The 18,501-nt window shown below is 65.1% G+C and carries 15 protein-coding genes; all 15 read left to right on the top strand.

The features are described 5' to 3' along the window. Nucleotides 1-157 precede the first annotated feature (157 nt). Complete coding sequence (gene carA / locus HMPREF2630_RS08510; protein WP_070484490.1) at nt 158-1,345, top strand: glutamine-hydrolyzing carbamoyl-phosphate synthase small subunit; 1,188 nt, start codon at nt 158-160, stop codon at nt 1,343-1,345. Continuing rightward, nucleotides 1,346-4,672, top strand: a complete 3,327-nt coding sequence (gene carB / locus HMPREF2630_RS08505) for a carbamoyl-phosphate synthase large subunit (RefSeq protein ID WP_070484487.1) — start codon at nt 1,346-1,348, stop codon at nt 4,670-4,672. Beyond that, entirely contained in the window at nt 4,672-5,529 is an 858-nt protein-coding gene (gene pyrF, locus HMPREF2630_RS08500) for an orotidine-5'-phosphate decarboxylase (RefSeq protein ID WP_070484484.1), read from the top strand. The genes carB and pyrF overlap by 1 nt, the downstream gene beginning before the upstream one ends. Before the next feature lie 347 nt (nt 5,530-5,876). After that, on the top strand, nt 5,877-6,257 hold the full coding sequence (gene mihF / locus HMPREF2630_RS08495) for an integration host factor, actinobacterial type (RefSeq protein ID WP_049334257.1): 381 nt from the start codon (nt 5,877-5,879) through the stop codon (nt 6,255-6,257). 45 nt (nt 6,258-6,302) lie between these two features. Then, nucleotides 6,303-6,860, top strand: coding sequence for a guanylate kinase (gene gmk, locus HMPREF2630_RS08490; protein WP_049334256.1), 558 nt, complete (start codon nt 6,303-6,305; stop codon nt 6,858-6,860). Nucleotides 6,861-7,072: 212 nt separating this feature from the next. Beyond that, nucleotides 7,073-7,531: a DNA-directed RNA polymerase subunit omega gene (rpoZ, locus tag HMPREF2630_RS08485; RefSeq protein ID WP_049343732.1), complete on the top strand. Its 459-nt coding sequence runs from the start codon at nt 7,073-7,075 to the stop codon at nt 7,529-7,531. 38 nt (nt 7,532-7,569) lie between these two features. Then, on the top strand, nt 7,570-8,991 hold the full coding sequence (locus HMPREF2630_RS08480; protein WP_070484482.1) for a bifunctional phosphopantothenoylcysteine decarboxylase/phosphopantothenate synthase: 1,422 nt from the start codon (nt 7,570-7,572) through the stop codon (nt 8,989-8,991). A gap of 275 nt (nt 8,992-9,266) precedes the next feature. Then, a complete protein-coding gene (gene rapZ, locus HMPREF2630_RS08475) occupies nt 9,267-10,178 on the top strand; it encodes an RNase adapter RapZ (protein WP_049334253.1) in 912 nt (303 codons plus the stop codon). Between the two features lie 97 nt (nt 10,179-10,275). Continuing rightward, nucleotides 10,276-11,328, top strand: a complete 1,053-nt coding sequence (gene yvcK / locus HMPREF2630_RS08470) for a gluconeogenesis factor YvcK family protein (protein ID WP_049343726.1) — start codon at nt 10,276-10,278, stop codon at nt 11,326-11,328. Between the two features lie 112 nt (nt 11,329-11,440). Next, the gene (gene whiA / locus HMPREF2630_RS08465; RefSeq protein WP_049334251.1) at nt 11,441-12,406 is read left to right on the top strand and encodes a DNA-binding protein WhiA; all 966 of its coding nucleotides are present in this window, start codon (nt 11,441-11,443) and stop codon (nt 12,404-12,406) included. Between the two features lie 432 nt (nt 12,407-12,838). Continuing rightward, nucleotides 12,839-14,008 (top strand): ComEA family DNA-binding protein, encoded by a 1,170-nt coding sequence (locus tag HMPREF2630_RS08460; RefSeq protein WP_070484479.1) that lies wholly within the window; start codon nt 12,839-12,841, stop codon nt 14,006-14,008. Further along, nucleotides 14,008-16,032, top strand: coding sequence for a ComEC/Rec2 family competence protein (locus tag HMPREF2630_RS08455; RefSeq protein WP_070484476.1), 2,025 nt, complete (start codon nt 14,008-14,010; stop codon nt 16,030-16,032). The genes HMPREF2630_RS08460 and HMPREF2630_RS08455 overlap by 1 nt, the downstream gene beginning before the upstream one ends. A 54-nt stretch (nt 16,033-16,086) precedes the next feature. Beyond that, nucleotides 16,087-17,115: a DNA polymerase III subunit delta gene (gene holA, locus HMPREF2630_RS08450; RefSeq protein WP_371440191.1), complete on the top strand. Its 1,029-nt coding sequence runs from the start codon at nt 16,087-16,089 to the stop codon at nt 17,113-17,115. Between the two features lie 15 nt (nt 17,116-17,130). After that, nucleotides 17,131-17,778 (top strand): type II toxin-antitoxin system PemK/MazF family toxin, encoded by a 648-nt coding sequence (locus HMPREF2630_RS08445; RefSeq protein ID WP_070484470.1) that lies wholly within the window; start codon nt 17,131-17,133, stop codon nt 17,776-17,778. 261 nt (nt 17,779-18,039) lie between these two features. After that, on the top strand, nt 18,040-18,303 hold the full coding sequence (rpsT, locus tag HMPREF2630_RS08440) for a 30S ribosomal protein S20 (RefSeq protein WP_049346199.1): 264 nt from the start codon (nt 18,040-18,042) through the stop codon (nt 18,301-18,303). Nucleotides 18,304-18,501: the final 198 nt, after the last annotated feature.

The following is an 18,501-nucleotide window of genomic DNA, read 5'->3' as shown; positions in this document are numbered from 1 at the left end:
CGGCCCCGAAGCCGAGCACGACACAGCACGACACCCTAGATTTAGCCCGGGCGGGCAGAACAGCCCGCCCCGGCAACAAGAGACTATCCCCAACGCACCGAGCGGCACTCACCGCAAGGCCCGCGGGGGAGAGCACCACAGAAAAGGAAAAGAGAGCATGACTGACATGACACGATCCGGCGCCCTGCGTACGGACCGCGCGCTGCTCGTCCTGGAGGACGGCACCGTCTACCGCGGCTACGGCTACGGCGCAACCGGCGCGTCCCTGGGCGAGGCGGTTTTCGCGACCGGCATGACCGGCTACCAGGAAACCCTGACCGACCCCTCCTACGCGGGTCAGATTGTGGTTCAGACCGCTCCCCATATTGGCAACACCGGCGTGAACACCACCGACGCTGAAGCCCCCAAGATTTGGGTTGCCGGCTACGTGGTTCGTGACGCCGCACGTGTGGCATCCAACTGGCGTTCTGAGCGCACCCTTGACGAAGAGCTCATCGAGCAGGGCATCGTCGGTATTCAGGGCATTGACACTCGCGCCCTGACCCGCCGCCTGCGTTCGAGCGGTTCGATGCGTGCGGGCGTGTTCTCCGGTGAGCACGCAGAACGCCCCGAAGCTGAACTGCTGGAGGAGGTGCGCGCCTCCGAGCCGATGGCAGGCCGTAAGCTCGCTGACTCCGTTTCGGTTGACACCGCCTACACCGTTGAGCCGCACCAGTTCAACTGGTTCGCACCTCCGGTCGCAACCATCGTCGCCCTGGACCTGGGCATTAAGGCGATGACCCCGCAGCGTTTCGCTGAGCGTGGCGTGCGCGTGCACGTGCTGCCCGCAAGCGCAACCCTCGAGGACATCTACTCCTACAACCCCGACGGCGTGTTCTTCTCCAATGGCCCCGGTGACCCGGCAACCGCTGACGAGCAGGTTGAGCTGCTGCAGGGCGTGCTGCGTAAGGGCACCCCGTTCTTTGGTATCTGCTTCGGTAACCAGCTGCTCGGCCGCGCCCTGGGCTTCGGCACCTACAAGCTGCCCTTCGGCCACCGCGGCATCAACCAGCCGGTCATGGACAAGACCACCGGCAAGGTTGAAATCACCGCGCATAACCACGGCTTCGCTGTGGACGCGCCGATTGGCGACTACGTAACCGCACCGAACGCCGAGTTCGGTCAGGTCATGGTCTCCCACGTGGGTCTGAACGACAACGTGGTTGAGGGCCTGACCTGTAAGGACATCCCCGCGTTCTCCGTGCAGTACCACCCCGAGGCTGCTGCGGGCCCGCACGATTCCGCCTACCTCTTTGACCGTTTCATCGACCTGATGGTCGCAACCAAGACTGCAAAGGAAGCATAAATGCCTCGTCGTACTGACCTTAATAGCGTCCTCGTCATCGGTTCCGGCCCCATCGTCATCGGTCAGGCTGCGGAATTCGACTACTCCGGCACTCAGGCGCTGCGCGTGCTGAAGGAGGAGGGCGTGCGCGTCATCCTCGTGAACTCGAACCCGGCAACCATCATGACCGACCCCGAGTTCGCGGACGCCACCTACATTGAACCCATCACCCCCGAGGTGATTGAGAAGATCATCGAGAAGGAAAAGCCGGACGCAATCCTGCCGACCCTGGGTGGTCAGACCGCTCTGAACGCGGCCATCGAGCTGGGCGAGCGCGGCATCCTCGAGAAGTACAATGTTGAGCTGATCGGCGCGAACATTGAGGCGATTAACCTCGGTGAGGACCGTGAAGCATTCAAGGGCGTGGTGGAGCGCGCCGGCGGCGAGTCTGCACGTTCGGTGATTGTTCACTCCATGCCGGAGGCGCTGGAGGCCGCCAAGGAGCTCGGCTACCCGATGGTGGTTCGCCCCTCCTTCACCATGGGTGGTCTCGGCTCGGGCATGGCGTACAACGAGGAAGACCTCTACCGCATCGCCGGCGCCGGTATTCAGTACTCGCCCACCAGCGAGGTCCTGCTCGAGGAGTCCATCCTCGGCTGGAAGGAATACGAGCTGGAGATGATGCGTGACACCAACGACAACGTCGTGGTCGTCTGCTCCATCGAGAACTTCGATCCCGTGGGCGTGCACACCGGTGACTCCATCACCGTGGCCCCCGCACTGACCCTGACCGACCGTGAGTTCCAGAAGCTGCGCGACATCGCAATTAACGTGATTCGCGAGGTCGGCGTGGACACCGGTGGCTGCAACATCCAGTTCGCTATCGATCCGAAGACCGGCCGCGTCATCGTCATTGAGATGAACCCGCGCGTGTCCCGTTCCTCGGCACTCGCATCGAAGGCTACCGGCTTCCCGATCGCGAAGATTGCGACCAAGCTGTCGCTGGGCTACACCCTGGACGAGATTCCGAACGACATCACCCAGAAGACCCCGGCCTCCTTCGAGCCGACCCTGGACTACGTGGTCGTGAAGGTTCCGCGCTTCGCGTTTGAGAAGTTCCCGGCTGCCGACCCGACCCTGACCACCACCATGAAGAGCGTGGGCGAGGCCATGGCCCTGGGCCGTAACTTCACCGAGGCTCTGCAGAAGGCCATGCGTTCGCTCGAGCAGAAGGGCGCCTCCTTCTCCTTCAAGCCGCTGACCCTCTCCGAGGTGGAGCTGGCCGAGCTGATTGAGAAGACCAAGGTTCCCACCACCCAGCGTATCTACCAGGTTCAGCAGGCCCTGCTGGCCGGCGCAACCGTGGAGCAGCTGCACGAGGCCACCAAGATTGACCCGTGGTTCCTGGACCAGCTGGTGCTGCTGAACGAGGTGGCCGGCGTGGTCTACGAGAAGCGTGACCACCTGGATCCGGAGACCCTGAAGCTGGCCAAGCGCCACGGCTTCTCGGATGCACAGATTGCCGAGATTATCGGCTCCTCCGAGGACGTTGTGCGCGGCGTGCGCCACGCCCTGGGTATCCGCCCGGTCTTCAAGACCGTGGACACCTGCGCCGCCGAGTTTGAGGCGTTCACCCCGTACCACTACTCCTCCTACGACCTGGAGGACGAGGTCGCTCACCACGAGAAGCCCTCGATCATGATTCTGGGTTCGGGCCCGAACCGCATCGGCCAGGGTATCGAGTTCGACTACTCGTGCGTGCACGCCTCTATGGTGCTGCGTTCGCTCGGTTACGAGACCGTCATGGTCAACTGCAACCCCGAGACCGTTTCGACCGACTACGATATCTCGACCCGCCTGTACTTCGAGCCGCTGACCCTTGAGGACGTGCTCGAGATTGTTGAGTCGGAGCGTCGTACCGGCGGCCTGATGGGCGTGTTCGTGCAGCTGGGCGGCCAGACCCCGCTGAAGCTGGCTCGCGCCCTGAAGGATGCGGGCGTGCCGATTCTGGGCACCACCCCCGAGGCCATCGACCTGGCCGAGGACCGCGGCGAGTTCTCCCGCGTGCTGGAGGAGGGCGGCCTGATTTCGCCCAAGAACGGCACCGCGTTCACCTTCGAGGGCGCTAAGCGCATCGCCGACGAGATCGGTTACCCGGTTCTGGTTCGCCCCTCGTACGTGCTGGGCGGCCGCGGCATGGAAATCGTCTACGACGAGGCTAACCTGGCCCGCTACCTGGAGAACGCTACCGAGGTTTCGCCCTCCCAGCCGGCTCTGATTGACAAGTTCCTTGAGGACGCCATCGAGATTGACGTGGACGCCCTGTTCGACGGCGAGGAGCTGTACCTGGGCGGCGTCATGGAGCACATTGAGGAAGCCGGTATTCACTCCGGTGACTCCTCCTGTACTCTGCCCCCGATTACCCTCGGCCCGGACATCATCGCCAAGGTGAAGGACGCTACCGAGAAGATTGCTCGCGGCACCGGCGTGCGCGGCCTGATTAACATTCAGTTCGCGTACGTTTCCGAGAACCTGTACGTGATTGAGGCTAACCCGCGCGCATCCCGTACCGTTCCGTTCGTGTCGAAGGCTACCGGCGTGCAGCTGGCTAAGGCCGCCGTGCTGATTGGCCTGGGCAAGACCATTGCCGAGCTGAAGGCTGAGGGCTACCTGCCGCAGCACATGGACGGCGCATCCCTGCCGCAGGAGACCGCGATTGCTGTGAAGGCTGCGGTTCTGCCGTTCGCCCGCTTCCGCACCCCCGAGGGTGTGGTGGTCGATTCGCTGCTGAGCCCCGAGATGCGTTCGACCGGTGAGGTCATGGGCCTGGATCAGCACTTCGACACCGCGTTCGCGAAGGCTCAGGCCGGCGCAGGTTCGCCGATGCCGACCTCCGGTAAGGTGTTCATTTCGGTGGCCAACCACGACAAGCGTAACGTCATCATCTACGCGAAGATGCTGGAGTCGCTGGGCTTCGAGATCGTTTCGACCGGTGGTACCGCCGAGATTCTGCGCCGCAACGGCCTGAACTCGATTCTGGTCGCTTCGAAGTTTGCCGAGGCAAACGGCGACCACTCGATCGTGGATATGGTCCGCAACGGTGACATCGACCTGATTCTGAACACCCCCGCCGGTGGTGCCGCTCGTAGCGACGGCTACGAGATTCGTGCCGCTGCGGTTTCGGTGGGTTGCCCGGTCATGACCACCATCTCCGAGTTCGCCGCCGCCGTTCAGGCGATTACCGCTCTGCGCGAGCACAGCTGGGACATCATGAGCCTGCAGGAGCACGACGTCAAGCTGGCCGCCGCCGTGGACGCTCGCCTGGCTTCCGAGGGTGGCGAGGCGTAATGTCCGCTTCCTTTGGTGACCGCCTGGCGAAGGCGATGGCCGAGCGCGGCCCGCTGTGCGTGGGCATTGACCCGCACCCGAACCTGCTGGAGCAGTGGGGCCTGGAGGATTCCGCCGAGGGTCTGGCCGCCTTCACCGAGGCCGTGTACGAGGGTTGCGCACCCTTCGCGGCCGCGCTGAAGCCGCAGGTGGCGCTGTTCGAGCGTCACGGTTCTGCCGGCCTGGCCGTGCTGGATGCGCTGTTCGCCCGCGCCGCCGCCGACGGCGTGCTGATTGTGGCTGACGCGAAGCGCGGCGACATCGGCTCGACCATGAAGGCCTACGCGGATGCGTGGCTCGGCTCCACCTCGCCGCTGGGTACCGATTCGGTGACGCTGAGCCCGTACCTGGGCTTCGAGTCGCTGCGTCCGGCGCTGGATTTGGCCGCCCAGAACGACCGCGGCACCTTCGTGCTGGCGCTGACCTCGAACCCCGAGGGTAAGAGCGTGCAGCACGTGGGCGCCTCGGAATCCGAGGGCGCGGTGGCCAAGCGCATTATTGCCGCGGCTACCGCCGAGAACGCGTCCCGTCAGTGGGAGCAGATGGGCCCGTGCGGCCTGGTGGTCGGTGCGACCGTCGGCCAGGCGCTGGTTGACCTGGACATTGACCTGGGCTCCTTCAACGGCCCGATTCTGTCGCCCGGTTACGGCGCGCAGGGTGCTTCGGCCGCTGACCTGTACCGCGTGTTCGCGGGTGTGGAGTCGCAGGTGCTGGTGAACTCCAGCCGCGGTGTGCTCTCTGCGGGCCCGTCGGTTGAGGCTCTGGCGCAGGCTGCGCAGGCGGCTCGCGACGACCTGCTGGCTGCCCGCGGCGCGTAGTCCGCGCTCAGCGTATAGCTAAGCCTAGAAAAGGGCGCGCACCCCGGTCGGTTCCTTCGGGAGCTCGGCCGGGGTGCGCGCCCTTTTCTGGGTCCGCCGGGGTGGGGGGAGGGGCCGCGCATCCGGCAGTGTGACCAAACAGTATCGGTCCCGCCCGTGCGTGGCTTTTGATCGGGCGATGACTCCGCTATGCTAGGAAGAGTGCTTCCGGAATTTACGTGCTGACGTGCGTAGACGCATTGTTGGTGCGTGGGGAGCACCGCGAATGGAGCGGGGCCTCCCGAGACATTCGTGATACATTAGTTGATAAGTAAAATTCAATACTCGCAGAAATGGGGGACCCAACCATGCCGCTGACTCCGCTAACCGAGGATGCGCGCGCCTCCGCCCGCGAGAAGGCAGTACTTGCCCGAGCACACCGCCAGGAAATTAAGCGTGCACTGAGTGAACGTGAGCTTTCCGTACGTCAGGTTCTCGATATGGTCGATTCCGACCCTGCACTGGCTAAAATGCCGGTGGGGCAGATGCTGCGCGCACTTCCGGGCATTGGTGCCGTTCGAGCAGAACGCATCATTGAAGAACTTCATATTGCGCCGACCCGCCGTCTGGGTGGTCTTGGCGTTCACCAGCGTCGCAAGATGGTGGAGTACTTCAACCGTAATTCGCGGTATCTCAACCGCGCACGTCGCAGGACTGCTGCTCAGTCTTCTGAATCTTCTCAGTCCTAAAGTGTTTGCGCCCCGCGCGTGCGGCGGCGCATCTGGAAGGAAGCTATGTCTCAGCCGACTTTGACCGTTCTGGCCGGCCCCACCGCCGTTGGTAAGGGTACGGTGTGCCAGTACATTCGCGAGAACTATCCGAAGGTGTGGTTCTCGGTGTCCGCAACCACTCGCGATCCTCGCCCCGGTGAGGTCGACGGCGTTCACTACTACTTCGTCTCTATGGACGAGTTTGATCAGATGATTGCCGACGGCCAGATGCTGGAGTACGCGGTGGTGCACGGCAAGAATAAGTACGGCACCCCGCGCGCTAAGGTGCAGGAGGCTCTGGACGCCGGTCACCCGGTGATTCTGGAGATTGACCTGCAGGGCGCTCGCCAGATTCGTGAGACCATGCCTGACGCTCGCCTGATTTTCCTGGCCCCGCCGAGCTGGGATGAGCTGGTGTCGCGTCTGAAGGGCCGCGGTACCGAGAGCGAGCAGGAGCAGGCTCGCCGTCTGGAAACCGCGAAGGTTGAGCTGGCCGCCGAGAAGGAATTTGACGTGACGGTGGTGAACGACAGCGTGGAGCGTGCGGCTCGGGAAATTGCCGAGCTGATTGGCGCCGCGTAGGTCTCCCGCCGTGAGGGGCGGGTCACGCAAAAATAGCGTGACCCGCCCCTTTGCGTCTTCTCCACCATCCGGTACGTGCTTTTTAGCCGCCGAGAGGGTAGAATAGTTCTTTAGTTTTGACCGAGCCCTTCCCGCGCCCGCCCGAATCCGAGCGTGGGCACCCCGCGAAGGGCGTTCGGTACGTACATCCATCAAGATTTTTGGAGTTTTTAGTGGCAAACGAAATCAAGGAACACGAGGACTACAACTTCGTTGACGGCGTTACTCCCGAGGGCATCGTGCGCCCCAGCGCAGACTCGCTGATCGAGAAGGCAGAGTCCAAGTACGGCCTGGTGATTTTCGGTGCCCGCCGCGCCCGCCAGATCAACGCGTACTACGCTAACCTGCAGGATTCCAAGAACCCTCACATCGGCCCGCTGGTCGACGCTGACTCGACTGAGAAGTCTCTGTCGGTTGCTATGCGCGAAATCATTACCGACCGCGTTGAGGCTGAGCACAAGCCCGGCACCAAGTTCAACGAGGACGGTTACCCGATCGCTGAAGAGCCGAACGCTCTGATTGACTTCAGCGTCACCGAGTACCCCGACGCTATCGAGGAAGAGTACATTCCCGCCGGTAGCGACGAGGTCATCGCGATTGAAGAGGTTATCCTCGACGACCACGCCGAGTAACGAGCCGACCGGCTAGTTTAAGGATTATCTGACGTACCATGCGCATTATCGTTGGTATGGGAGGGGGCATCGCCGCGTACAAGGCGGCGATGCTCCTTCGCCTTTTTGCGAAGAATGGTGACGAGGTTATCGCCATGCCCACCCCGAACGCGACCAAGTTCGTGGGGGTCCCCACCCTGGAGGCGCTGAGCGGCAACCCTGTTTCGACCGACGTGTTCGAGCGCGTGCCCGAGGTGAACCACGTGCGCCAGGCCGAGCAGGCCGACGCCGTGGTGATTGCCCCGGCCACCGCTGACCTGCTGGCCCGCCTGGCCGCCGGACGCGCGGATGATTTGCTGTCGGCGACCGTGCTGACCACGCACGCGCCCGTGATTCTGGCCCCGGCCATGCACACGCAGATGTGGGAGAACCCGGCGACCCGCGCGAACATGCAGACCCTGCGTTCGTGGGGCTACCACGTGATTGAGCCGGCGATTGGCCGTCTGACGGGCCCGGACTCCGGCCCCGGCCGCATGCCCGAACCCGAGGACATCTTCCGCCTGGCGCAGGAGGTTATTGCGCGGTTCCCGAAGCGTTCCACGCACCCGGTGTACACGCCCGGCTACGCCCCGACCCAGCCCCTGTACGCCGATACGGAGCAGGAGCGCGCGGCCGCCGCACGCCTGGCGACCCTGGGGTCGGTGAGCATTGACGGTCATGGCGGCCCCGAGGCCGTCGAGGGCGCGGCCCGGGAGGTGCCCGTCTCGTCCGGTCCGCTGGCCGGCCGTACCGTGGTGATTACCGCCGGCGGCACCCGCGAGCCCCTCGACCCCGTGCGCTACCTGGGTAACCGCTCGACCGGCAAGCAGGGCGTGGCCCTGGCCGAGGCGGCCCGCGACCTGGGCGCGCACGTGCACCTGATTGCCGCAAACATCGAGGTGCCCGCCCCAGAGGGCGTGCGGGTGACCCGCGTTGAGCGCGCCCTGGAGCTGCGCGAGGTCGTCCTGGAGGCGAGCGCATCCGCGGACGTTCTGGTGATGTCCGCGGCGGTGGCTGATTTCAGGCCCGCCGAGTTCGCCGAGTTCAAGATTAAGAAGAGCGCCGATTCCGAGGATGCGCCGGTCATCAACCTGGTGCGCAACCCCGATATCCTGCGTGAGGTTGTGGTGCGTCGCGCTCAGGCTCGGGAGGCCGGTCAGACCTGCATGGGCCCGCAGATTATTGTGGGTTTCGCCGCGGAGACCGGCTCGGCAGAAAAGACCCCGCTGGAGCTGGGCCGCGAGAAGATGCAGCGCAAGGGCGCCGACTTCCTGGCCGTGAACACGGTGGGCGTGAACCTGGGCTTCGGTACGGACGAGAACACGATTACCCTGCTCTCTGCGCTGACCGATGAGGAGCCGGTGCTGATCGGCTCGAAGAAGGACGTTTCGGTGCGCCTGCTGGAGTACGTGAGCGGCTTCTTCGGCCCGGACTGCTCCTAGCCCGCGGCCGTTCCCGCGGCAGACGCATCCGCAGCACATTCGTAGCGCTCTCCCCAACGTTTTCATAACATTTTTACGGCGCTTTTCACGAGCGGAACATTCGACCCGTCGCATTCTTTGCGGCGGGTCGTTTCGCGTTAACGCTCGGGGGAGATGGGGGAGGGGCGACTCTTTTTTGTCATGTCCTGAAATATGTGAGCATGGGCCCGGACCGTCTAATCAAGGTCTTGTATCATGGCTTATAGAGTAGTTCGCGTCAAAGGGGAAGAGACACCATGGCAGACAATCAGCACCATGCCGCCGCACATTCCGTCCAGAGCGATGAGCGCCCGCAGATTCTGGTGATTACCGGCATCTCCGGTGCGGGCCGTAGCACCGTCGCTAACGTGCTCGAGGACGAGGGCTGGTACGTTATCGATAACATCCCCCCGCAGATGCTCGGTTCCCTGGCCGAGCTGGTGACCCGCGACGGCGCTCGCGTGCCGAAGGTGGCTCTCGGTATTGACGTGCGCGCCCGCGCGCTGTTCTCTGATTTGCCGGCCGCCATCGAGACGTTGCGCAAGTCCGATATTGACTTCTCCATGCTCTTCCTGGATGCCAAGGACGAGACCATCATCGCCCGTTACGAGGCTCAGCGCCGCCCGCACCCGCTGCAGGGTGAGGGCCGCGTGCTCGACGGCATCCGCGCCGAGCGCACCCTCTTCGAAGGCCTGCGCCTGGCCTCGGACCGCACGATTGATACGACCGGCATGAACGTTCACGAGCTGGCCCGCACGGTGCGCGAGATGTTCGCCGAGGGTGCGGACAAGAAGCTGAACCTGACCGTCATGAGCTTCGGCTTCAAGTACGGTGCGCCTTCGGACGCCAACTACATGGCCGACATGCGCTTTATTCCGAACCCGCACTGGGTGCCCGAACTGCGCCCGCTGACCGGCCAGGACGCCCCCGTGCGCGACTACGTGCTGGAGCACGCCGGCACCGAGGAGTTCATCAGCAACTACCTGGCCGCCCTGCGTCCCGTGCTGGAGGGTTACCGCCGCGAGGGTAAGTACTACGCCACCATCGCGATTGGTTGCACCGGTGGTAAGCACCGCTCGGTGGCCGTGACCGAGGAGCTGGCCCGCCGCCTCTCCGCCTTCCCCGATGTCAACGTGAACGTGCAGCACCGCGACAAGGGCCGCGAATAGCCCCGCAGTACTGACCGGCAACCCATAATCAGCTACCGGTCGCCCTTCGCACCCCGAGCGGAGGGCCGGCCGCTTCCGGGTATGTGAGATACAGACTATGAACACTCATTCAACCAGTTATGACACTCAGGGGATTCCCCGCCTACCCGCGCTCCCAACCCAGGCTCTGCGTCTGCTGAAGACCACGCACCGTTCACCGAAGGTGACGGCCATGGGCGGCGGGCACGGCCTGTACGGATCGCTTTCGGCTCTGCGCCACGTGACCCCCGACCTGACGGCCGTGGTAACCGTGGCGGACGACGGCGGCTCCTCGGGTCGCCTGCGTGAGGAGATGGGTATTCTTCCTCCCGGAGATTTGCGCATGGCGCTCTCGGCGCTCTGCGACGACACCGATTGGGGCCGCACCTGGCGCGACGTCATGCAGCACCGTTTCGCCGCGCCCGAAGGCTACGAGGGGGAGTTTCCCCTGGACTATCACGCGCTTGGCAACCTGCTCATCGCGACGCTCTGGCAGCTGCTGGACGACCCGGTGGCCGGCCTGGACTGGGCGGGCGCCTTGTTGAACGCCCGCGGCCGCGTGCTCCCCATGGCGCTGGACCCCATGGTGATTTACGGTACCGTGCTGCGCGAGCACTCCGGTGGCGGAATCGAGCGGGTCAAGGTCGTGGGGCAGGTGAACCTCTCCAAGGAGGAGCGCGTGCACGATATTGGCCTGTCCCCGGAGCATGCGCGTCCCTGCCCGGAGGCGCTCTCCGCTATTGAGGAATCCGACTGGATTGTGCTCGGCCCCGGCTCGTGGCGCACCTCGGTTCTGCCGCACCTGCTGCTGGACGCCCAGCGCGAGGCGATTATTCGCACGGAGGCGCGCCGATGCGTGGTCATGAACCTCTCCGACGACAAGGAGACCGTGGGGTTTACCCCGGCAACCCACCTGGAGCTTCTGCGTCAGTACGCGTCCAAGCTGCACCTGGACGCCGTGATTGCCGACGCCGACATGCAGGCCGACCACCGCGCGGGACTCGAGCGCGAGGCCGCCTCGATGGGTGCGAAGGTCGTGTGGGCGCACCTGCGTTCGAGCACCCGGCCGGATGTGCACGATCCGCTGAAGCTCGCCTCCGCGTACAACGAAACCTTCGAGCTGAGCGCTTAGAGGTTCTCTTCGCCCGCTCAGGAAGCGGCGCACCGAATTTTAGCCCGAACTTTACCAGACTGAACTTTTCCGGCCACCCGTGCCGACTACCCGCCCAGAAGGACACCGACCTATGGCATTGACCACCCTCGTCAAAGACGAACTCGCCAGCTATGATGCGCCGAAAATCTCTGCCCGCAAGGCCGAGATTTCAACGATTCTGCGCTTCACCGGCGGTCTGCACATTGTCTCGGGGCGAATCGTGGTGGAATCTGAGGTAGATCACGAGCCCACCGCCCACCGCATGCGCCGCATCATCTCTGAGATTTACGGTCACGACTCCGAGCTCACCAGCGTCACCGGTGGCGGCCTGCGCCGCGGTGGCCGCTACGTGGTGCGCGTGGATCAGGGCGGCGAGGCCCTGGCCCGTCAGACCGGTCTGCTGGATGTGCGCGGTCGCCCCGTGCGCGGCCTGCCGCCGGCCGTGGTCAACGGTTCCTTGCAGGATGCGGAGGCCGTCATGCGCGGCGCATTCCTGGCGCACGGCTCCCTGACCGAGCCGGGCCGTTCCTCCGCACTGGAGTTTACCTGCCCCGGCCCCGAGGCCGCCCTGGCTCTCGTGGGTGCCGCCCGTCGCCTCGACATCATTGCGAAGGCCCGCGAGGTGCGCGGTACCGACCGCGTGGTGGTGCGTGACGGCGAGACCATTGCGCAACTGCTCGAGCGCATGGGTGCGACCGGCACCCTCACCACCTGGCGTGAGGCCCGCACCCGCAAGGAGGTGCGCGCGACCGCCAACCGACTGGCCAACTTTGATGACGCTAACCTGCGCCGTAGCGCCCAGGCCGCCGTGGCGGCCAGCGCCCGCGTGGAGCGCGCCCTCGAAATTCTGGGCGATCAGGCCCCCGAACACCTGCGTTACGCGGGGGAGCTACGCGTGGTGAACAAGCACGCCTCTCTGGACGAGTTGGGTCGCCTGGCCGAGCCGCCCATGACGAAGGACGCGATTGCGGGCCGTATTCGCCGCCTGCTGGTCATGGCCGATAAGCGTGCCGCCGAGCTAGGTATTCCCGGTACCGAGCTGCCGCGCGAGGACTAGGGCGTGGCTGGCTAAGGCCGCGAGCCGATAGGGGCGCCGGACGATTTCACGGGTGTTGAACTATTTTGTGGGCGCCGGGGCCAGCGTGGATGCCGGGTAATTGCCTGACCGGGTAATTGCCTGATAGCGCCGTAACGGAAACCGTGCTCTCACGGGGGCTCCCGTGGATATCCAGGAACTCGTGTGGGCTCCGAACTATTTTGTGGGTGCTGCGGAAGGTTTTACGAACGCCGAAAACCCACGACTTAGCCGTTATGTTTTGGCCCCCGTGTTACGTGTGCACGCCGTGCATATTTGAATAAAAGGGTAGATTTTTTCAAAAAGAAGCCTGTGGATTGCGCCTTTTCCCGCCGGGGAAGGAGCGTTATCCACAGGCTTTTCTGCGCTCCAGAATAGCCGCGCGCGCAAGCCTAGTGTGGGGATATGACGAGCATGACCCCCAACCACCGCACTTCCTTTCAGAATCTCCCGCCGCGGGAAGATTCCTCGGCCGAGCGGGCTTTCAACGAGTTCGCCGACGAAGACGTCCCCGCCGAATACGGGTACCACGTGGCAGATTCACCGGGCGTCACCACGCCGACCGGGGTGCCGCCGCGCACAGCGCGCGAACTCATGAACGGCCTGTACCGCACGCCCGGGCGCGCCCCGGAACCCGCGAACCCCGCGGCCTCCGAAAGCGGTGGGCCCGTCGGGCCCAATCCTTCGGGGCGCGCCGAGGCAATTCCGGACTGCGACCGGGAAGACACCGTGCGCCTGGGCAGCGCATCCCGCGCCGAGGATAGCCCGGAGGCCCCCGACGAATCGGGCGCTCTGGAAGAGCCAGGGGCCCTGGAAGAGTGGGACGATTGGGAGGACTGGGAAGAGGCCGATGCACCCGGCACCACCCGCAGAACGCGCTGGGGCATCTCGCCGCGCGCCCTGGTACTCGTGGCGCTCATCGTCCTGGCGGTCGTCATCTGGGGAGTCTCGCAGTTCTCGGCGGCGCCCCGTAGCGAGCCGGTAGCCCAGGTGCCCGCACCGGCTTCGGGCACCGCGCAGGTGAGCGGGCAGGGGGCGGAGAGCGCGCATCCGACGCCCCAGCCCAGTCAGGCGGCCGAGGTGCGGGTGCACGTGGCCGGGGCCGTCAATAACCCCGGCGTGTACACCCTCCCGGCGAACGGCCGCGCCGTGGACGCCATCGCCGCCGCATCCGGGGCCGCCGCCGATGCCGACCTGGATCGGGTGAACCTCGCCGGCGAGCTGACCGACGGCATGCAGCTCTACGTTCCGCGCCGAGGGGAAACCGCCGCTCCAGCGCCCATTCAACCCAACACCGCGCAGGGAGGGGCTCAGGGTACATCTCGGGGAGGAGGCTCGCAGCCTCAGCGCACCCTCACCCCCTCCGGCGGCACGGGTACTTCCGCCACCTCAGCCCCGGTCAACATCAACACCGCGACCGCCGAGCAGCTGCAGAGCCTGCCGCGTATCGGCCCAGCCATGGCCCAGCGCATCATCGCCTGGCGTGAGGCCCACGGCGGCTTCCGCAGCGTGGATGAGCTGGATGCGGTGCCCGGCATCGGCCCGACCCTGCTCGAGACCCTGCGTCCGCTGGTGACGGTCTGATGGCTCGTACTTTGCGCACCCCGGCCCGCGGAGGCAATCGACTGCGTGGCCTTTACGGCAGCCTTCGGCACGGCTGGGCGGTGCAGGCTGAGCGGTGGGCAGAACGCCGAGGCAGCGAGGAGCTGAGGGCCCAGGGGAGCCTCATCCACCTGGACCTGCGTCTCATCCCGGCCACGCTTACCCTCTGGGGGTTCACCGCGTTGGCCCTGAACCGTGGAACATGGTCGGTACTCCACCCGGCGGCGTGCGTTCTGATTGGGGTGCTGGGGTGCCTGGCTATAGCCTTGCTGGCGCCGAGAGGTGGGGCGGATGCGCGCCTCGCGAAGGCACGGGGGCCCTTCCTCTTCCGCCTTGCGGGCCAGGGGGTGCTGGTTGCCTGCGTCATCGTCGCGCAGGCGGTGCTGCTCTGCGCCACGGGGGTGGATGCCTCCCGCGCCACCCTGCACCAGGCTCAGGGCCGGTCCATTCGCCTGAGCGGCGTCGTGGAACAGGTGCGTCCCGTCGATCCGCGCACCACCCTGACGGTCATCATGCTGGAGGAGGTGCAGGGCCGTGCCGTGCGGGCCGCGGTCAACGAGCGGGTGCGGGTGTACGCGCGCACGACCTCCGGCAAGGCTCCCCAAGACGCGAAGGGAGGCTCGGGGAGTCGGCAGCTGCCACCCGGAACGAGGGTGACGGCCATCGGCACCGTGGAGTTCGGCGAGGGCCCGTTCACCGCGACGGCTCGCCTGCGCGGAACGCTCTTCGCACAGAACAACAGCTCAACGAGCGGTAACCCCGGTGGCGCGGACCCCCGAGGCATACTGACCGGCCTTAAGGAGCGGCTACGAGCCCACGGCCGGGAGGTTCTCGGGGCAGACTCGGCGGCTATCGTTCTGGGCACGGCCTACGGTGACGACTCCCTCATGAGCGCCACAATCCGTGAGGAGTACAAGCTCAGCGGGCTCAGCCATCTGACGGCGGTTTCCGGGGCGAACATCGCCCTCATGTTTGCCGCCGCCTACCATCTGGTGCTACACGTGCGGCCCTACCGCATCGCCACCGGCTACCTGCACTACCGCTCCTGGGCCGAGCGGCTGAGGAGGCTGGGAGAGTTGCGGCACGGTATCGCCGGGCGGGGTGGTGCACGCACCCGTCCGAGGAGACACGACGGCACTAGGCACGCGACGGTCACCTCCACCGACCCGGCACCGAGCGCCACCCTCCCTCCGCTCGTACGCAGGCTGAGCCTCTTGAGCGTCCCGCGCCGGGCCGTGGTGCTCTGCGGTATCGCGGCGGTGCTCGCCTACGCCACGCTCCTGGAGAACGAGGGATCGGTCGTACGTTCCCTCGCCATGGGCCTGCTCGGCGCCTACGCCCTGCTGCGCGGCTCGGGTCGCCAATCGCTGGCCGCACTGCAGGTTACCGTGCTGGCCTGCCTGCTCTTGGCACCTCATCGCGCCCTGGACGCCGGATTCGCCCTCTCAGTCACGGCCACCGCCGCGCTCATCCTGCTGGGCCCGCCCCTGGCACGCCTTTTCATGCGGGCCCTGCCGGGATTCTGGGCTCACGCGCTTGCAACCCCCATCGTGGCCTCCCTGTGGTGCACCCCGCTGATTCTGGCGATGAGCGGTAAGGTGCCGCTCTACGCGGTCCCGGCCAACCTCGCGGCGGCACCCCTCGCCCCCGTGAGCATGCTCGCCGGGCTGGCCGCCCTGGGATTCCTCGCGACGGGCATGACGCCCCTGGCCGACCTCTGCCTGCGCGTCGGAGGCCTCGCGGCGGCGGGCATCGAACACATCGCCGTCACCGCGGCCCAAGCCCCCGGAAACCCCTGGGAACCGGGAAACAACCTCCCGGCGGTGCTCCTGAGCATCGCGGTCGTTGCGGGGCTTAGCGCACTGCTCTGGTGGGCGGATGCGCGCCGCTACCGCACCGTAACCCACCGCCGCTACCTGCGGGTCGTCGCGCGGAGCACCGGCACGCGAGGTGCAGGCGGAAATATCACCGGCAGAAAGGAGGCAACCGGCGCGGAGAGGCTATGATGGATACTCAGCGGAACCCCGCGAGATAAACCCAACAGAAGGCGAGTGATGAGCGTGGCAGGTCAGCGTACACCCCAGCGTGGCCGAGGAGGATACAGCCGCCGCGGCGGCCCGGCCCTCGACACCGCCTGGCGTACCGTCACGCCCGCGCCGGCCGTCATGCTCTACGGCCCCGAGGAGTACTTCGCCTCCCGCGCCGCGGCACGCCTGCGCGAGCTCTTCCGCGAGGCGCACCCCGAGGTGGACCGCGTGCAGATGAACGCCGCAACCTACACGGCGGGGGAGCTGACCCTGCAGGCGTCCCCCTCACTTTTCGGTTCGGCCAAAATCATTGAGGTGGAGAACGTCGCCTCCATGAGCGAGGACTTCCTCACCGACACCCTGGCCTACCTGAAGGCTCCCGAGCCGGACATCATGCTGATCCTGAACCACTCGGGCGGTAACCGCGGCAAGAAGCTCATCGACCTGGTGCGATCACAGTTTGTGCTCGTCAACTGCAAGGCGCTCAAAACCGACCGTGAGAAGGGCGAGTTCCTGGCCAGCGAGTTCTCGGCCGCCCACCGACCCATCACCGGGGGAGCGCTGGCCCTGCTGACCGCTGCCGCATCGGACACCGCAGAGCTGGCCGCCGCCTGCCAGCAGCTGCTCGCCGATATCCCTGGCGAAATCACCGAGGAATCCGTGAACCTCTATTACGGTGGCCGTACCGAGGTCACCGCCTTCCGAGTAAGTGACGCCGCCATCTCGGGTAACGCTCCCGAGGCCCTGCGCCTGCTCCGCCACGCGTTGGCCACCGGCACGGAGCCGATTCCGATGCTCGGCGCGCTCGCCATGCGTATCCGCAATATTGCACGCGTGCACCACGTGCGCATGAGCGCCAACGAGCTGGCGCGCGAGGTGGGCATGGCGCCGTGGCAGGTAGAACAGGCTCAGCGCGACGGCCGCCGCTTCACCGGCGCGCAGCTGGCGCATATCGTGCAGCTTCTGGCTGATGCCGACGCCCAGCTCAAGGGAGAATCGCAGGATGCGGTGTACGCCGTGGAGCGCGCGGTGTTGGCGATTGCACTGCCCGCCCGCGACTAGTGCATAATGGTGCGCATGCTTGAATTCCTGAAGAAAATTTTCTTTGCCCTGCTGCCCCACCTGCAGAAGGCGGCGGAGGACATGCTCAACGAGGCGGCCTCCTCTAAGGGCTCCGACGGCTCGCACGAATCGAAGGGCGAGGAACGCCGCGCGTCCTCGCAGTCTTCGCCCAAGCCGAGCGCCCCGAAGTCTTCCTCGGCAAAGTCCACGGCAAATTCCTCGGCACCTAAGCCTTCCGCACCGGCTTCGACCGTCGCATCCGACGGTTCGGACTACCCGGGCGATTACCGCGACATGATTAACTTTGAGTACTCGCCCTCCCTGGACGGCGACGCTGACCCGGGTGAAATCGTGTGGACGTGGGTTCCCTTCGAGGAGGACCACTCGCAGGGTAAGGACCGCCCGGTGCTTCTGGTGGGTCGTGACGGTGAGTACCTGCTGGCGCTGATGATGACCAGCAAGGATCACAATAACCGTGAGCACGCTGATTCGAACTACCTTGATATTGGTTCGGGTCCGTGGGATCCGCAGGGCCGCGCTTCTGAGGTGAAGCTGAACCGTGTGATTCGTGTTCGCCCGGATTCGATGCGCCGCGAGGGTGCGATTATGCCGGAGGATACGTTCCGCCTGATTGAGCGTGCGTGGACTCGCCATAACGGCTAACGCCCTGTGCCGGTAGTTTCACCGGTGACCGGTGCCGATTATCTGCGCCGGATGTGGAGGCTGCGTGTAGTGGTTTTCACAGTATTTTTCTCTCCGCGGGGGTCTGTCGTGGAGGCTGTTCATCTGGTATTATGTGTGGTTGAGTGTCCGATGGTCATCGGGCACTGCTGGCCGGTTGCCATAGGCATCCCCACGCCGCTCAGTCGATGATCGGCCAGCGTCGCCCTCACCGACCAATAAGACAAAACAGAAAGTTTAATTGTGGCTAACATTAAGTCTCAGAAGAAGCGTATCCTCACCAACGAGAAGGCTCGCCTGCGTAACAACGCTGTAAAGTCCGAGCTGAAGACCGCGACCCGCAAGGTCAAGGCTGCTGTTGAGGCACAGAACCAGGAAGCTGCTGTTGAGGCTCTGCGTTTTGTGAACCGTAAGCTGGACAAGGCTGTTTCCAAGGGTGTTCTGCACAAGAAGACCGCTGCAAACAAGAAGTCCGGTCTTGCTGCGCTGGTAAACAAGGCTTTCTAAAACTTGCGGGGTACGTGAGTACCTCTCTGGTTTAAGGGCAGAGACCCCCTGTGTTCCCCCTCCTCTAAGGGGAACGCAGGGGGTTTCTTTTTCGTGTATACTTGGGCTCAAGGAGTTAAACGACCCCTCTGAAACCCTGAGCCTCACCTATTGGTGTGGCAATAACGCTCGGGCGGCCGCGGCTTTATGCTTCGGTCT

This window comes from Rothia sp. HMSC072B03 (assembly GCF_001809565.1).
Lineage (GTDB): Bacteria > Actinomycetota > Actinomycetes > Actinomycetales > Micrococcaceae > Rothia > Rothia mucilaginosa_A.
The sequence above is the reverse complement of the archived record's forward strand: the minus strand, read 5'-3'. Positions and strand labels throughout refer to the sequence as shown.

What these genes read in the sequence shown, in the direction of transcription:
- HMPREF2630_RS08480 (WP_070484482.1), top strand. Translation starts at nt 7,570, where the DNA reads ATGCGCATTATCGTTGGTATGGGAGGGGGCATCGCCGCGTACAAGGCG.
- mihF (WP_049334257.1), top strand. Translation starts at nt 5,877, where the DNA reads ATGCCGCTGACTCCGCTAACCGAGGATGCGCGCGCCTCCGCCCGCGAG.
- gmk (WP_049334256.1), top strand. Translation starts at nt 6,303, where the DNA reads ATGTCTCAGCCGACTTTGACCGTTCTGGCCGGCCCCACCGCCGTTGGT.
- carA (WP_070484490.1), top strand. Translation starts at nt 158, where the DNA reads ATGACTGACATGACACGATCCGGCGCCCTGCGTACGGACCGCGCGCTG.
- rapZ (WP_049334253.1), top strand. Translation starts at nt 9,267, where the DNA reads ATGGCAGACAATCAGCACCATGCCGCCGCACATTCCGTCCAGAGCGAT.
- HMPREF2630_RS08460 (WP_070484479.1), top strand. Translation starts at nt 12,839, where the DNA reads ATGACCCCCAACCACCGCACTTCCTTTCAGAATCTCCCGCCGCGGGAA.
- pyrF (WP_070484484.1), top strand. Translation starts at nt 4,672, where the DNA reads ATGTCCGCTTCCTTTGGTGACCGCCTGGCGAAGGCGATGGCCGAGCGC.
- carB (WP_070484487.1), top strand. Translation starts at nt 1,346, where the DNA reads ATGCCTCGTCGTACTGACCTTAATAGCGTCCTCGTCATCGGTTCCGGC.
- whiA (WP_049334251.1), top strand. Translation starts at nt 11,441, where the DNA reads ATGGCATTGACCACCCTCGTCAAAGACGAACTCGCCAGCTATGATGCG.
- HMPREF2630_RS08455 (WP_070484476.1), top strand. Translation starts at nt 14,008, where the DNA reads ATGGCTCGTACTTTGCGCACCCCGGCCCGCGGAGGCAATCGACTGCGT.
- yvcK (WP_049343726.1), top strand. Translation starts at nt 10,276, where the DNA reads ATGAACACTCATTCAACCAGTTATGACACTCAGGGGATTCCCCGCCTA.
- HMPREF2630_RS08445 (WP_070484470.1), top strand. Translation starts at nt 17,131, where the DNA reads ATGCTTGAATTCCTGAAGAAAATTTTCTTTGCCCTGCTGCCCCACCTG.